Source organism: Inquilinus limosus DSM 16000, assembly GCF_000423185.1.
Lineage (GTDB): Bacteria > Pseudomonadota > Alphaproteobacteria > DSM-16000 > Inquilinaceae > Inquilinus > Inquilinus limosus.
In genome coordinates, this window is sequence record NZ_KE383987.1 from 130,228 (window position 1) to 141,956 (window position 11,729).

14 protein-coding genes are annotated in these 11,729 nt (G+C 70.4%); 9 read left to right on the forward strand and 5 right to left on the reverse strand.

Annotated elements, in window-relative coordinates:
* The 4 genes from G537_RS45705 to G537_RS0133700 form a co-directional block, all read left to right on the forward strand.
* The coding region (locus G537_RS45705; RefSeq protein WP_211230609.1) for a hypothetical protein at positions 1–323 on the forward strand (323 nt) is incomplete at its 5' end.
* A 129-nt stretch (positions 324–452) separates the two neighbouring features.
* A complete protein-coding gene (locus tag G537_RS0133690) occupies positions 453–1,262 on the forward strand; it encodes an enoyl-CoA hydratase (RefSeq protein WP_051249462.1) in 810 nt (269 codons plus the stop codon).
* Positions 1,263–1,269: 7 nt separating this feature from the next.
* Entirely contained in the window at positions 1,270–1,758 is a 489-nt protein-coding gene (locus G537_RS41435; RefSeq protein WP_034853910.1) for a CoA-binding protein, read from the forward strand.
* A 5-nt stretch (positions 1,759–1,763) separates the two neighbouring features.
* The gene (locus G537_RS0133700) at positions 1,764–3,065 is read left to right on the forward strand and encodes an O-acetylhomoserine aminocarboxypropyltransferase (protein WP_026873780.1); all 1,302 of its coding nucleotides are present in this window, start codon (positions 1,764–1,766) and stop codon (positions 3,063–3,065) included.
* A 3-nt stretch (positions 3,066–3,068) separates the two neighbouring features.
* Here G537_RS0133700 and G537_RS42625 read toward each other — a convergent pair whose 3' ends face one another.
* Complete coding sequence (locus G537_RS42625) at positions 3,069–3,791, reverse strand: response regulator transcription factor (protein ID WP_211230610.1); 723 nt, start codon at positions 3,789–3,791, stop codon at positions 3,069–3,071.
* Positions 3,792–3,905: 114 nt separating this feature from the next.
* Positions 3,906–4,778, reverse strand: coding sequence for a LysR family transcriptional regulator (locus G537_RS0133710; RefSeq protein ID WP_034853912.1), 873 nt, complete (start codon positions 4,776–4,778; stop codon positions 3,906–3,908).
* Between the two features lie 94 nt (positions 4,779–4,872).
* Here G537_RS0133710 and G537_RS0133715 point away from each other — a divergent pair, with 94 nt between their 5' ends.
* The gene (locus tag G537_RS0133715; protein WP_051249463.1) at positions 4,873–5,862 is read left to right on the forward strand and encodes a quinone oxidoreductase family protein; all 990 of its coding nucleotides are present in this window, start codon (positions 4,873–4,875) and stop codon (positions 5,860–5,862) included.
* A gap of 2 nt (positions 5,863–5,864) precedes the next feature.
* Here G537_RS0133715 and G537_RS0133720 read toward each other — a convergent pair whose 3' ends face one another.
* The 3 genes from G537_RS0133720 to maiA all read right to left on the reverse strand — a co-directional run bounded on the left by G537_RS0133720 (position 5,865) and on the right by maiA (position 8,137).
* Positions 5,865–6,455: an SOS response-associated peptidase gene (locus tag G537_RS0133720; RefSeq protein ID WP_026873784.1), complete on the reverse strand. Its 591-nt coding sequence runs from the start codon at positions 6,453–6,455 to the stop codon at positions 5,865–5,867.
* Between the two features lie 24 nt (positions 6,456–6,479).
* Complete coding sequence (locus G537_RS0133725) at positions 6,480–7,235, reverse strand: SIR2 family protein (RefSeq protein ID WP_081689231.1); 756 nt, start codon at positions 7,233–7,235, stop codon at positions 6,480–6,482.
* 260 nt (positions 7,236–7,495) lie between these two features.
* Positions 7,496–8,137, reverse strand: a complete 642-nt coding sequence (gene maiA / locus G537_RS0133730) for a maleylacetoacetate isomerase (RefSeq protein ID WP_026873786.1) — start codon at positions 8,135–8,137, stop codon at positions 7,496–7,498.
* Between the two features lie 66 nt (positions 8,138–8,203).
* Between maiA and G537_RS0133735 the strand changes: the two genes are divergently transcribed.
* The 4 genes from G537_RS0133735 to G537_RS0133750 all read left to right on the forward strand — a co-directional run bounded on the left by G537_RS0133735 (position 8,204) and on the right by G537_RS0133750 (position 11,664).
* Entirely contained in the window at positions 8,204–8,845 is a 642-nt protein-coding gene (locus G537_RS0133735; RefSeq protein ID WP_051249464.1) for an HAD family hydrolase, read from the forward strand.
* Between the two features lie 230 nt (positions 8,846–9,075).
* Positions 9,076–10,026, forward strand: a complete 951-nt coding sequence (locus tag G537_RS41445; RefSeq protein ID WP_034853915.1) for an ArsR/SmtB family transcription factor — start codon at positions 9,076–9,078, stop codon at positions 10,024–10,026.
* Complete coding sequence (metF, locus tag G537_RS0133745) at positions 10,023–10,934, forward strand: methylenetetrahydrofolate reductase [NAD(P)H] (protein WP_026873788.1); 912 nt, start codon at positions 10,023–10,025, stop codon at positions 10,932–10,934. Before G537_RS41445 ends, metF begins: the two co-directional genes overlap by 4 nt.
* 10 nt (positions 10,935–10,944) lie before the next feature.
* The gene (locus G537_RS0133750; protein WP_026873789.1) at positions 10,945–11,664 is read left to right on the forward strand and encodes a class I SAM-dependent methyltransferase; all 720 of its coding nucleotides are present in this window, start codon (positions 10,945–10,947) and stop codon (positions 11,662–11,664) included.
* Positions 11,665–11,729 lie beyond the last annotated feature (65 nt).

Sequence of the window (11,729 nt, forward strand, 5' to 3'; positions counted from 1 at the left end):
AGGAATGGTCCCGCTGGGGCGCCCTCGGCTGGCCGGCGACGCCGCGGCCGGCCCAGCCGGCCGGCGGCCCGGCCGCGGTCGCGGCCGAGCGGGCCCGGCGCCGGCAGGCGGTGGCCGCCGCCATGGAGCGGGCCTTCGCCGAGGTGCGGGACCCGACCCGGGTGCCGGGGCTCCGGGCCGGCCTCGCAGCCCGGCTGCAGGAGCCGGACGTGATCGAATGGCTCGACACCGAGACCACCGCCACCACCGCCGACCGCCTCTGCCGCTCCCTCGGCCTCGGCCTCTATGTCGACGACCCCAAGCCCGCTCCCGACACCGGGTGACGCGGCCGTGGCGCGGCCGGCCGTATCCTGCCTCCTCATCTGTCGTTCGCCTTCCTATCCGTTCGCGGCTGTTTCTTCTGGCGGCGGCCGCGGTAGAGTGCGGGCAACGACCGGATCCGAGGAACCGCCATGTCCGCCGACCCGCTGCCCTCCGCCCCGGCGGAGGACGCCTTGCTGCTGCGGCACGACGCCGACGGCATCGCCGTGCTGACCCTGAACCGCCCGGCGGCGCGCAACGCCCTGTCGCTGGCGCTGATGCTGGCGCTGGAGGCGGAGCTGCAGGCGATCCGCCAGGACGAGTCGGTCAAGGTCGTGGTGCTGGCCGCCGCCGGCCCGGCCTTCTGCGCCGGCCACGACCTGAAGGAGCTGCGCGCCGACCCCGGCCGCGAGCATTACGAGCGAATCTTCGCCCAGTGCTCGGCCCTGATGCTGGCGATCACCCGGCTGCCGAAGCCGGTGATCGCCCGGGTGCAGGGCATGGCGACCGCGGCCGGCTGCCAGTTGGTCGCCACCTGCGACCTGGCCGTCGCCGCCACCGAGGCGCGCTTCGCCACGCCGGGCGTCAACATCGGCCTGTTCTGCTCCACCCCCATGGTCGCCCTGTCCCGCGCCGTCGGCCGCAAGCCGGCGATGGAGATGCTGCTGACCGGCGACGCCGTGACCGCCGACCGGGCGCGCGAGCTGGGCCTGGTCAACCGGGTGGTGCCGGCCGACCGGCTGGAAGAGGAGACGCTGAGCCTGGCGCGGCAGATTGCGGCGAAATCGCCCCTGACCCTGGCGATCGGCAAGGAGGCCTTCTACGAGCAGGCCGAGATGGGGCTGCAGAGCGCCTATGAATATGCGAGCGAGGTGATGGTGCGGAACATGCTGGCCCGCGACGCCGAGGAGGGCATCGACGCTTTCCTGGCGAAGCGCCCGCCCGTCTGGCTGGGGTGCTGACGCCGAGATGGACCACGACCGCTACGACGACGCCTATCTGCGCGGCATCCTGCGCGAGGTGAAGACCATCGCCATGGTCGGCGCCAGCCCGAACTGGAACCGGCCCAGCTACTTCGCCATGACCTATCTGCAGGGCAAGGGCTACAAGGTCATTCCGGTGAACCCCGGCGTGGCCGGCCAGACCATCCTGAACGAGACCGTCCATGCCCGGCTGGCCGAGGTGCCGCAGCCGGTCGACATGGTCGACATCTTCCGCAACAGCGAGGCCGCGGCCGGGGTGGTCGACGACGCGCTGGCCCTGCCGGTCAGGCCCAAGGTGATCTGGATGCAGCTCGGCGTCCGCAACGACGCCGCCGCGGCCAAGGCCGAAGCCGCCGGCATCCGGGTGGTGATGAACCGCTGCCCCAAGATCGAATGGGCGCGGCTGAACGGCGAGCTGAGCTGGATGGGCACCTCGTCGCGCGTGATTTCGTCGAAGATCCAGAAGAGAGGGTGAGGAGCATGTCCGAGAGCAGCAGCGGCCCGGGGTTCGAGACGCTGGCGATCCATGCCGGCGCGCGGCCGGACCCGACCACCGGCGCGCGGCAGACGCCGATCTACCAGACCACCTCCTACGTGTTCGAGGATGTCGACCACGCCGCCTCGCTGTTCAACCTGCAGAAGCTGGGCTTCATCTACAGCCGGCTGACCAACCCGACCGTCTCGGTGCTGGAGGAGCGGATGGCCTCGCTGGAGGGCGGCGTCGGCGCCGTCGCCACCTCCTCCGGCCATGCCGCCCAGCTCCTCGCCCTGTTCCCGTTCATGGAGCCGGGCGCCGAGATCGTGGCGGCCAACAAGCTCTACGGCGGGTCGATCAACCAGCTCGGCAACAGCTTCAAGCGCGCCTTCGGCTGGACCACCCATTTCGTCGATGCCGACGACCCGGAGAACATCCGCCGCGCCGCCAACGACAAGACCAAGGCGATCTTCGTCGAGAGCCTGGCCAATCCGGGCGGCGTGGTCAGCGACCTGGAGGCGATCGCCCAGGTGGCGCGCGACCTCGGCGTGCCGCTGATCGTCGACAACACCATGGCGACGCCCTATCTGTGCCGGCCGGTCGAGCACGGCGCCGACATCGTCGTCCATTCCACCACCAAGTTCCTGTCCGGCAACGGCACCTCGGTGGGCGGCGTGGTGGTGGATTCCGGCCGCTTCAACTGGGCGAGCTCCGACAAGTTCAAGGGGCTGACGGGCGAGGAGCCGGGCTATCACGGCCTGCGCTTCTTCGAGACGTTCGGGGACCTGGCCTACACCTTCTACGGCCACGCCGTCGGCCTGCGCGACCTCGGCGTCAACCAGCAGCCGCTGAACGCCTTCCTCACCCTGCTCGGCATCGAGACGCTGTCGCTGCGGATGGACCGGCACATCGAGAATGCGCAGAAGGTGGCGGAATTCCTGTCCACCCACCCGGCGGTGGAATGGGTGAACTATGCCGGCCTCCCCTCCTCCAAATACCACGCGCTGGCGAAGAGGTACCTGCCGCGCGGCGCCGGCGCCGTCTTCACCTTCGGCGTCAAGGGCGGCTACGACGCCGGGGTGAAGGTGGTGGAGGGCGTGGAGTTGCTGAGCCACCTGGCCAATATCGGCGACGCCCGGTCGCTGATCATCCACCCGGCCTCGACCACCCACCGCCAGCTGACGCCCGAGGCGCTGCGCGCCGCCGGCGCCGGGCCGGAGGTGATCCGCCTGTCGATCGGCCTGGAATCGGTCGGCGACATCATCGCCGATCTCGACCAGGCGCTGCGGACGGCGGCGGGGGTGTGACCGTCAGGCCCGAAGCCATCCGCGGCTGAGGGCCAGGGCGACGGCCTCGGTGCGGCTGGCCGCCCCCAGCTTGCGCATGGCCGAGGCCACGTATTCGTCGACCGTGTGGGGCGACAGGTCCAGCTGGCGGCTGATCTGCTTGCTGGACCGGCCGCGCGCGACCTCGGCCAGGCAGTCCCGCTCCCGCGGGCTGAGGGGGCCGGGGCCGGCCCCCGGCCCGATCGCCCGGGCATCCCGAAGGCGCCGCTCGATCGTCAGGGCGCGCGACAGATGCGGCCCGAGAAGCCGCAGGAACCGGACATGCTCCCCGTCCCAGCCCGGCCGGCGCCGGGACCTCCAGACCGTCAGATAGGCCCCCGCCCCGTCGCATTCGCCGTTGGTCCAGTACAGGCTGCTGAACCGGTCCTGCGGCAGTGCGTAGTCCGTCCGGTATTCGGTGCGGAGCAGCACCGGCTCCGGGATCATCATGAAGTCGACGAAGACCGAGCCGCTGGGCAGCGTGCCCAGCATCGGCAGGATCGGGCAGAGGTCGCGGTAATAGCTGTCGAACAGCGGGACATAATCGGGATCGGCCCGGACCCTGACCGCCCCGTCCGGCCCGCTGGCCCGCTGCAGGACGACGGAGGAATCTCCCCCGAGCGCGCCCGACAGGCGCTCGAGCACGGCGGCCCAATCCTCCTGCCCCATGGCCGCGTCATAGGTCTGGCCGATCAAGTCGTCGAGCATGATGCCGTCCAGCATGGCAAGGGGAGAGCAAACAGGTCCGCCTGAGGCAAGAACGATGGTGCGACGAGAGTCTTGTCCTTTTGACGGCGGGATCTTGGCCGCAGCGCGCCGCTGCTATGCCCGCCCTTCCAGCAGCCGGCGCTCCCGGGCGAAGATTTCGGCGATCGCATCCATCGCCAGCCTGATGCGGGGCGATCGGCGCAGATCCTCATGGATGCCGATCCAGATCTCGCGGCTGCCGACGCCGTCGCGATCGGCTTCGACGCAGGCAAGGCCGGCATCGGCCTCGCCGACGAAGCACGGCAAGGCGGCGATGCCGATGCCGGCGCGGGCGGCGTGCAGCAGCGTCGTCATGTCGTTGCTGCGCAGCACCAGCGGCCGCGGCCCGGCGAAGCCCAGCATCCAGCGATGCTGCGGCAGCTCGCCCGAAGACTCGTCGTCGCCCAGGAACACCCAGTCCTCCGGCCGACGGCCCGCCAGATAAGACGGCGCGGCATAGAGGGCGAAGGCCATGGTGCCGACGCGGCGGGCCACGGCGCCATGCTCGGTCGGCCGCGACAGGCGCAGCACCAGGTCGGCCTCGCGCTGGCCCAGCATCGCCGCCCGCTTCTCTCCGATCAGGGTCAGCACGATGCCGGGATGGGCGGCCAGGAACGGCCCCAGCCGCGGCGCCAGGAAGTGGTTGGCGAGGAAGGGAGGGGCCGAGACCGTGACCGGGCCGGCGACGCCGCTGCCGCCGGCGGCGCGACGGGCGAAGGCCAGCGCCTCCTCCTCCAGCCGGGCCGCGTCGTCGACCAGGCGCTCGCCCTCCGCGGTCAGGCGCCAGCCGCGCGGCAGCCGGTCGAACAGCTTCGTGCCCAGCGCCGCCTCCAGCGCATCGACCCGGCGGGCGACGGTGGTGTGCTCGACGCCGAGGCCGCGCGAGGCCGCCGACAGCGAGCCGGCCCGCGCCAGGGCCAGGAAGTAGCGGACGTCACCCCATTCCATCCGTGCATCATTGCACAGACCACGTGCGATCTCCCCGAATTCCGAACGGATCCTCGCGGCGCCATCTTCGGCGCATCCGAACCGAGGAGGCCGCATGTCCCCGATCACCACCCGCGTCATCCGCCTGCACGCGACCGGCGGTCCGGAGGCGCTGTCGCTCGACACCGTCGCCCTGGCCGAGCCCGGGCCGGGCGAGATCCTGGTCCGGCAGCGCTTCGCCGGGGTCAACTTCGTCGACATCTATCACCGCACCGGGCTGTACGGTCAGCCGGCCCTGCCGGCGGGCCTGGGTGTGGAGGGCGCCGGCACGGTCGAGCGGGTCGGGCCGGGTGTCGATCATCTCCGCGAGGGCGACCGCATCGCCTATGCCGGGCTGCCCGCCGGCAGCTATGCCGAGCACCGCCTGCTGCCGGCCGAGCGCGCCATCCGGCTGCCCGACGGCATCGGCTTCGACACCGCCGCAGCGGTGCTGGTGCGCGGCCTGACCGCGCATATGCTGTTCGAGCGGGTGCGGCCGCTGCGGCCCGGCGAGGTGGTGCTGATCCAGGCCGCGGCCGGCGGGCTGGGCGTGATCGCGGCGCAATGGGCCAAGCGGCGCGGCGCCACCGTGATCGGCACGGTCGGCGACGCCCGCAAGGCGGAGGTGGCGAAGGCGCATGGCGTCGACCACGCGATCCTGTACCGCGAGACCGACTTCGTCGCCGCGGTGCGCGAGGCGACCGGCGGGCGCGGCGCCGACATGGCGATCGACGGCGTCGGCGGCGAGATGCTGCTGAGGACCTTCGACGCCATGGCGCCCTATGGCCTGATCGCCAGCGTCGGCCAGGTCGGCGGCAGCCTGCCGAAGATCGACGTCAACGAGCTGGGGCCGGTGCGGTCGATCGCCCTCGCCCGTCCGAGCGTGCTGCGCCACACCCTGCCCGACCCGGTGGTCTATCCCCGCGCCGCGGCCGAGGTGCTGGCCGAGGTCGAGGCCGGGCTGCGGCCGCTGATCGGCGCCGTCTATCCCCTGGCCGAGGCCGCCGAGGCCCACCGGGCGCTGGAGGCCGGCCGCACCAGCGGCTCGGTGCTGCTGGAGGTCTGAGGTCAGCTGACCTGTTCGACCATCAGGCTTCCCGCCGGCAGCGGCTTCAGGAGGGTCTTCGCCGAGACCGAAGGATCCAGCCAGGCCGCCCAGTCGGCGCGGTCCAGGATGGCGACCTGGCGATCATGGTAGGGCGCGATGTCCGGCCCGGGGGCCGTGGTCAGCATGGTGAAGGCCTCTCCGACCTCCGGGGCCGTCCTCCAGATCCCGGCGATGCAGAACCACGGCTCCCCTGCCCTCGTGAACAGCCACTTGTCCTTCCGTTTCTTCCCCGGCTCCGCCGTGTCGGTGAACTCGTAGAAGCCGTCTGCGATGATCAGGCAGCGTCCGGTGGCGAACTCGCGGCCGTCGGACCGGAAGTTGTAGACGGGCCGGCCCCCGGGCCCCGGCCAGCTCCAGCGCCGCTGCACCAGGTCCCCCGTCCCGCCCTCGCCTTCGATCGTCCGCAGGATCGGCGCGGAATCGGTGATCCTGATGCTGTCCCTGGCCTCGATGTTCGGCGCGCCCTCGGAGAACCGGGCTTCGATGCTCACGGCCGCGAGATCCTGCACGATCGTCGCGGTGTCCATCTTCAGGCTGTACTCGTTGCACATTCGCTGCCCCCCGGCCGGCCACGCTCAGGCTTCGTCCGGCAGCTGGTCCACCCGCTCCTTGAGCTTGGCCAGGAAGGTCACCAGCGCCTCCTGCGGGTCCTCGGACGCCTCGCTCAGCACGGTGATGCCCCATTGGGCGAGCACCGCCTCCTGCACCGGATTGGCGCGCGCCATGAACACGAAGGAGCGCGGCCGGTCCTGCTCGTAACCGGAACTGCACCAAGTCTGCCACAGCCGGTGCAGCAGCATGCGGATATTCATGTCGGACATGCTGTAGCCGACGAACAGCACCGTCTTGCCGAGCGCGTCCGCCCTCAGCTTCACGTCGAGCGGGCTGTCGAAGGCGAGGCGGCTGAAATAGTCCGTCTCGGTGATCACCAGGGAATCGTCATCGTCGAAGTCGCCGTGGAACTTGACGATCTGAGGCACGCCGTCCCGCGCCCGCGCGATGTCGCGGACATTGGCGATCTTCGCGAAATCCCGCCCGTGGATCTCGTAGGCGACCTCCATGTTGCGGTCGTAGTTCGTGGTGTAGACGAGCGGAAAGTCGAGCGAGACGATCAGCTCGTGCAGCTTCGAGCCGCGCACCTTCTCCTCGGAGACGTGCCAGGCCCGGTCCATCCAGCTTCTCAGCGCTCCGATGCTGCCGTTCTTCAGGCGGTAGTACTCCGCCAGGATCTGATAGCTGTTCTGGGAGTCCCGGAACTCCTCGGCGTCGACCTCCAGCTCCCGCATCATGTGGGCGATCAGCTTCTGCCAGGACGGCAGGCCGACGCTCATGGAAGCGCCCGCCCCCACGAAGAGGATGGCTCGTCTTTCCTTGATCGAGCGGGCCAGTTCCTCGATGGCGGAGGGTGACTCGCCCCGACTGGGCAGATGTGACGGCACGTTGCGACCCAAGCCGATCGGCGCGGCAATTCGCGCCACCTATCGGTCAATCCGGCCGGGCCCCGCGCGGTTCCAAGGCCGGCTCGATCCCTGAGTCCTCCTGACCCGATCAGCCGAACCCGTACAGCCGGGCCGGGTTGGCGCACAGTCTCTCAGGCCTCCGCGTCGCCCTGGCGCTCGGGCGCTGCCTCGGCGAAGGCCGGCAGCGCCAGCGCCCGCTCCTCGATCCCCAGCAGCGTCGGATAGGGGTTGAGGTCGCAGTCGAAGCGGCGGGCGTTGTAGAGCTGCGGGATCAGGCAGCAATCGGCGATGGTGGGAGTCGAGTCGTGGCAGAAGGCGCCGGTCTGGGGCGATCGGGACAGCATCGCCTCCAGCGCGCCGAACCCCTCCGCCACCCAGTGCCGGTACCATTGCTCGATCGTCGCCTCGTCATGGCCCAGCGGCGTGCGCAGGTAGCGCAGCACGCGCAGATTGTTGATCGGGTGGATGTCGCAGGCGATCGCCAGAGCGATCGACCGCACCCGGGCGCGGCCCGCGGGGTCCGGCGGCAGCAGCGGCGGGTTGGGGTACTTCTCCTCGAGATATTCGATGATCGCCAGCGACTGCGTGATCACCGGCCCCTCGCCCTCCAGCGCCGGCACCAGCTTCTGCGGGTTCAGCGAGCGGTAGGGCTCGGCCGCCTGCTCGCCGCGGCGCAGATGGTGGAACACCGACTCGTAGTCGAGCCCCTTCAGCGACATGGCGATGCGGACCCGATAGGCCGCCGAGGAACGGAAATAGGTGTGCAGCTTCATGGCTTGGGTCAGCTTTCCCCGCGTGCTACCAGCGAATCCACATAGCCCGAAGCGGAGCCTCTTGCCATGTCCTCGTCTCGTCCGGACACGTCAGCCTCGGACTCGCCGCGCCCCACCGTCGTCTTCGACATCGGCGCCGTCCTGCTCGAGTGGAACCCGCGGCATCTCTACCGCAAGCTGTTCGCGGACGAGGCGGCGATGGAGCTGTTCCTGGCCGAAGTCTGCACCCATGACTGGAACCTGTCGATGGATGCCGGCACGCCCTTCGCCGAGGCAATCGCGGCGAAGGTCGCCGAGTTCCCGCACCACGAGCCGCTGATCCGCGCCTATGACGAGCGCTGGGAGGAGATGGTGCCCCATGTCATCGAGGGCACGGTCGAGATCCTGAAGGGGCTGAAGGACCGCGGCGACAAGGTCTATGCCATCACCAACTTCTCGGCCGAGAAGTTCGCCCTGGCCCTGACGAAATGGCCGTTCCTGGGCTGGTTCGACGGCGTCATCGTCTCGGCTCATGAAAAGCTGCTGAAACCGGATGCGCGGATCTACCGGCTGCTGGAGAGCCGCTTCGGCCTCGACCTCGCCGACTGCATCTTCATCGACGACAACCCCGGCAACGTCGCCGGCGCCCAGGCCGTCGGCATGCGCGCGATCCGCTTCGAATCGCCGGAGCAGCTGCGCCGCGACCTGACGGAGATGGGGGCGCTGTAGGGCGGCACCTTCCCTCGGCTCCATCCTTCCGCCATTGCGAGCGAAGCGAAGCAATCCAGGGGCGGCTCGCTCCGGCCCCTGGATTGCTTCGTCGGCTTCGCCTCCTCGCAATGACGGTTTGAGGGATAGCCGAGCTTCCCATACAAACACATAAAGACATGTTTATGTCTTGCTGAGAGTTTGATATCCTGCCTTCCGGACAAGTTTGAGGAGCGGGAGGCCGGAAGGTCGTGGAGCGACTGCTGCAGGGGCTGAAGGCGGCGGCCGAGCCGACACGGCTTCGGATCCTGATGCTGTGCGCCCATGGCGATCTGTCGGTCACCGACCTGACGCAGATCCTGGGCCAGAGCCAGCCGCGCGTGTCGCGCCATTTGAAGCTGCTGACCGAGGCCGGGCTGCTGGACCGTTTCCGCGAGGGCACCTTCGCCTTCTTCCGCCTGGCGGAGAGCGGGGCCGTGGCCGAGCTGGCGCGCAGCCTGGTCGACCTGATCCCCGACGCCGACGCCACGGTCGGGCTGGACCTGGAGCGGCTGGAGGCGGTGAAGCGGCAGCGCGCCGAGGCGGCCGCCGGCTATTTCCGCGACAACGCCTCGCATTGGGACGAGATCCGCACCCTGCACATCGCCGACAGCGCGGTCGAGCAGGCGATCGTCGACCTGCTGCCGCCGGGCGAGATCGGCGACCTGCTCGACCTCGGCACCGGCAGCGGCCGCATGCTGATCCTGCTGGGTGAGCGGGTGCGGCGCGCGGTCGGCATCGACCAGTCGCGCGAGATGCTGTCCGTGGCCCGCGCCAATATCGAGCGCGCCGGGCTGCAGCGGCGCTGCCAGGTGCGGCAGGGCGACCTGTACCAGCTGCCCCTGCCCGGCGAATCCTTCGACGTCGCCGTGCTGCACCATGTGCTGCACCATCTCGAGGACCCGGCGGCGGCGATCGCCGAGGCGGCGCGGGTGCTGCGCCCCGGCGGCCGGCTGATCGTCGCCGATTTCGCGCCGCACGATGTCGAGAATCTGCGGACGGAACACGCCCATCGCTGGCTGGGCTTCCCCGACGACGTCTTCGCCCGCTGGCTGGAGCGCGCCGGCTTTGAGGCCGAAGCGCCGGTGCATCTGCCCGGCGCCCCCCTGACCGTCACCATCTGGCCCGCCAGGCGGGCGGCGCAACGGAAGGCCGCAGCATGACGACCAATCTCTCCCACGCCACCACCTCGGCCGAATCCTCGCGCCGCGACCCGATCGTCAGCTTCGAGTTCTTCCCGCCCAAGACCGAGGCGGCGGAGACGACGCTGATGGAGACGGTGACGCGGCTGGCGCCGCTGGCGCCGGACTTCGTCTCGGTCACCTACGGCGCCGGCGGATCGACCCGCGACCGCACCTTCGGCATCGTCACGAAGATCCAGGACGGCAGCGGCCTGCCCACCGCCTCGCACCTGACCTGCGTCGGCGCCTCGCGCGAGGAGATCGACGGCGTCGCCCGCGCCCTGTGGGCCGCCGGCATTCGCCGCATCGTGGCGCTACGCGGCGACCCGCCCGGCGGAGCGGCCTACGAGGTGCGACCGGACGGCTACGCCTATGCCGCCGACCTGGTGGCCGGGCTGCGCCGTATCGCGCCGTTCGACATCTCGGTCGCGGCCTATCCGGAGACGCATCCGCAGGCGCCGTCGGCGGAGTTCGACCTCGACAACCTGAAGCGCAAGGCCGATGCCGGCGCCGACCGCGCCCTGACCCAGTTCTTCTTCGATACCGAGGCGTTCCTGCGCTTCCGCGACCGCGCTGCCGCTTCCGGCATCCGCATGCCGATCGTGCCCGGCATCCTGCCGATCACCAACTTCGCCCGGACCAAGGAATTCGCGAAGGCCTGCGGCGCCGGCATCCCGGACTGGCTGGAGATGCTGTTCGAGGGGCTGGACGAGACTCCGGACACGCGCCAGCTCGTCGCTGCCTCGGTCGCGGTCGAGCAGTGCCGGCAGCTGCAGTCGCACGGGGTGGAGGAGTTCCACTTCTACACCCTGAACCGGGCCGAGCTGACGCTCGCCATCTGCCGCTTCCTCGGCATCCGCCCCCGACGCACCGAGGCCGCCGCCGCCTGAAGGGTCCGCGATGACGGATGAGATCAAGCCGCTCTCCGATGCCGACAGGCCGGAGGCCCTGGCCCAGCGCGTCTACCGCCGGCACACCGGGGCGCTCGCCGGGCTGGGCCTGGCCGACACTTTCGACTACATCTGGCGCAACAATGTCTGGGGCGCCGAGGAATCGCGCTCGGGCCTCGGCTCCGGCCTGGACGGCACCGCCCGGCTGCGCGCCGCGATCCCGGCCCTGCTGCGCGAGCTCGGCGCCGCCTCGATGCTCGACCTGCCGTGCGGCGATTTCGGCTGGATGAGCCGGACCGATCTCGGCGGCATTTCCTACACCGGCGGCGACATCGTCGCCGACCTCGTCGCCGGGAACATCGCCCGGTACGGCGAGACCGACCGGCGCCGCTTCCTGCGTCTCGACCTGACCCGCGACAGGCTGCCGAAGGCCGATGTCGTGCTGTGCCGCGACTGCCTGGTGCATCTCTCGGCCGAGAGCATCGCCGCCGCCTTCGCCAATCTCCGCCGCTCCGGCTCGACCTGGCTCCTGACCACCACCTTCCTGGAGCTGCAGGGCAACCGCGCCATCGCCGACGGCGACTGGCGGCCGCTGAACCTGGAGCGGCCGCCCTTCGGCCTGCCGGCGCCGCACCGGGTCATCGTCGAGGGCTGCACCGAAGAGGGCGGCGCCTATCGCGACAAGGCGCTAGGCCTGTGGCGGATCGCCGAGCTGCCGAACCTCGCCTGAGAGGGAATGCGATCAGGACCACAGGGCAGTCGCTTAAAGCGCCTACAGCGGCAAAGAGCGCAGTC

Excerpts from the sequence above, each read along its gene's own strand:
- G537_RS0133735 (WP_051249464.1), top strand. The coding sequence starts at position 8,204 with ATGTCCTCGTCTCGTCCGGACACGTCAGCCTCGGACTCGCCGCGCCCC.
- G537_RS0133690 (WP_051249462.1), top strand. The coding sequence starts at position 453 with ATGTCCGCCGACCCGCTGCCCTCCGCCCCGGCGGAGGACGCCTTGCTG.
- G537_RS41435 (WP_034853910.1), top strand. The coding sequence starts at position 1,270 with ATGGACCACGACCGCTACGACGACGCCTATCTGCGCGGCATCCTGCGC.
- G537_RS0133710 (WP_034853912.1), bottom strand. The coding sequence starts at position 4,778 with ATGGAATGGGGTGACGTCCGCTACTTCCTGGCCCTGGCGCGGGCCGGC.
- G537_RS0133750 (WP_026873789.1), top strand. The coding sequence starts at position 10,945 with ATGACGGATGAGATCAAGCCGCTCTCCGATGCCGACAGGCCGGAGGCC.
- G537_RS0133700 (WP_026873780.1), top strand. The coding sequence starts at position 1,764 with ATGTCCGAGAGCAGCAGCGGCCCGGGGTTCGAGACGCTGGCGATCCAT.
- G537_RS0133720 (WP_026873784.1), bottom strand. The coding sequence starts at position 6,455 with ATGTGCAACGAGTACAGCCTGAAGATGGACACCGCGACGATCGTGCAG.
- metF (WP_026873788.1), top strand. The coding sequence starts at position 10,023 with ATGACGACCAATCTCTCCCACGCCACCACCTCGGCCGAATCCTCGCGC.
- G537_RS42625 (WP_211230610.1), bottom strand. The coding sequence starts at position 3,791 with ATGCTCGACGACTTGATCGGCCAGACCTATGACGCGGCCATGGGGCAG.
- G537_RS0133715 (WP_051249463.1), top strand. The coding sequence starts at position 4,873 with ATGTCCCCGATCACCACCCGCGTCATCCGCCTGCACGCGACCGGCGGT.
- G537_RS0133725 (WP_081689231.1), bottom strand. The coding sequence starts at position 7,235 with ATGAGCGTCGGCCTGCCGTCCTGGCAGAAGCTGATCGCCCACATGATG.
- maiA (WP_026873786.1), bottom strand. The coding sequence starts at position 8,137 with ATGAAGCTGCACACCTATTTCCGTTCCTCGGCGGCCTATCGGGTCCGC.